Source organism: Oleiphilus sp. HI0067 (genome assembly GCF_001635735.1).
This window is the reverse complement of sequence record NZ_LWFI01000942.1, coordinates 1-2,001: the sequence shown is the minus strand read 5'-3', so window position 1 is coordinate 2,001 and position 2,001 is coordinate 1. Positions and strand designations below refer to the sequence as shown.

Below are 2,001 nucleotides of genomic sequence, written 5' to 3'. Positions count from 1 at the left end.
TGTTTTTAAATCAACCAAAGATGAATCTGGACAATACATTGTGTCTGGTCGAAAAGTGACGGGGTTTTCTGATAGCGAAGAGGCAGCAGTAGAGCTAAGTGAGGTCGTACCATTTTCTGTAGAAGAAATGCTCAAAGCAAATGGCGGTATATACTCGGCGAAAGAAAACTGGCAAGAACACATTGAAGTGGATGGTTTGCTAGTGACAGGCCAAAACCCGGGATCTTCGCACGCAACTGCAGACGCGCTTTTAAACTTGTTGAAGTAGCCTGTACAGCACGCTATCCAGTAAACCGATAGCGTGCTTATCTATTTTTAAGCTCACAGCGATCGTTCTGGTATCGCATTGAAAACTTCTTTATCTATCGAACGCAAACGCAAATCACGTTGAGGAAATGGTATTTCAATCTCGTACTCACTGAGTTTGGTTTCGATCTCCCACAAATACATACCAATTGGGTGCTTATCGATAGGCAATTCATTTCCATTTACCCAAACAATTAACTCAAAATCTAATGAACTGTCGCCAAAATTGATCAACCACACATCTGGCTTGTGTGCCCCGTGATTAATGGTGCATGACAGCTCGAGCGAAGCTTCAATAGCAGCGCGTTTAACAATTTCCTTATCAGAACCATACGCGACACCAAAAGGGATATGCAGACGGCGCACGTCATCACTCAAGGTATAGTTGATCACTCTCCCTGAAATAAATTCCGAATTAGGGACAAGTAAATCAATGTTATCCCACGTCGTGATTTGAGTACTTCGAACATTTATTGCTTTGACTCTGCCTCGCGTACCCGAGTCGAGTTCAATTAAATCTCCAACCTTTATTGGCCTCTCGAACAGTAGAATCAAACCAGAAATAAAGTTGTTAAAGATAGACTGCAAGCCAAAGCCAACACCGACACTCAAAGCACCTGCGACAATCGCTAACTTCGTAAAATCAATGCCCAGTAAGGCAAAACACAAAAATACGGCAATGAGTAAAATCAGGTAGTGCAATAATCGGCCAAGCGTAAACATGCCTGACACTGAGAAGCTTTCATGTTTAACGGTAAGGCGGTTTAAGAAGCGACGCAGTAAGGATGAAAAGGTAAAAGCCCCAACCAGAACGACAACTACCCACACCAAATCAATAACGGTAATATCTGCCTCACCAATACTGAACAGCGCAGTATTCGTCGCATCGCTATACCAATCTTTTACATTGCTCGCGGCATGATTCGTCGTTTCACCGGCAGCAGCACTAATATCCGAAACAGTGCTGCCGATTACGCTTGTTGAAAATAGAAGAAGGAACAGTAGTCGAAGCATTCAAAAGCAATCCTTATTTGAAAGATTGCATGAACTATAGACGCTAATTTATGACTTGTTAGAGGATCTTTGACGCATCGCCTCAAACAGGAAAACACCCGTTGCCACAGAGACATTGAGACTACTTACCGAGCCCGCCATCGGAATTTTTGTCAGCTGATCGCAGTGTTCACGCGTGAGACGGCGCAAGCCACTTCCCTCGGCCCCCATAGCAATAGCGGTTGGACCATTAAAATCAGTTTGATAAATATCCGAAGCGCCCTCACCTGCAGCGCCGGTTATCCAGATTCCACGATCTTGCAAGGATCGCATGCTCCTCGCCAAATTAGTCACTCGAATCAAAGGCACATGTTCCGCAGCACCCGAAGCAACGTTTTTCGCTACAGCATTTAAAGGTGCAGATTTATCTTTTGGTGTAATGACAGCATGTGCACCTGCCGCATCAGCAGAGCGCAAGCAAGCGCCAAGATTATGCGGATCTGTCACTGAGTCTAAGATCAATAAAAACGGAGGCTCGTCTAAGCCATCGAGCAACACTTCAAGATCGTTGTCATTAAGTTCTTTACTCGGCTCGACAAGCGCGACAATACCTTGGTGACGACCACGCACAAGATCATCAAGTTCTCTTCGAGGGCAAAGCTTATAAGAAATTCCTGACTTATCAGCAAGAGATAACACGCG

Annotated in this window: 2 protein-coding genes and 1 pseudogene; 1 reads left to right on the top strand and 2 read right to left on the bottom strand. The window is 44.6% G+C overall.

All coding sequences use genetic code 11. The features are described 5' to 3' along the window. Positions 1–268 (top strand): annotated as a pseudogene (locus A3739_RS29920) (type 1 glutamine amidotransferase domain-containing protein); the annotation flags it as partial. A 53-nt stretch (positions 269–321) separates the two neighbouring features. Here the strand turns inward: A3739_RS29920 and A3739_RS11675 are convergent. Both A3739_RS11675 and rlmB read right to left on the bottom strand, forming a co-directional pair. Continuing rightward, positions 322–1,320, bottom strand: a complete 999-nt coding sequence (locus A3739_RS11675) for a mechanosensitive ion channel family protein (protein WP_082878316.1) — start codon at positions 1,318–1,320, stop codon at positions 322–324. Between the two features lie 48 nt (positions 1,321–1,368). Next, the coding region (gene rlmB, locus A3739_RS11670; protein ID WP_068501487.1) for a 23S rRNA (guanosine(2251)-2'-O)-methyltransferase RlmB at positions 1,369–2,001 on the bottom strand (633 nt) is incomplete at its 5' end.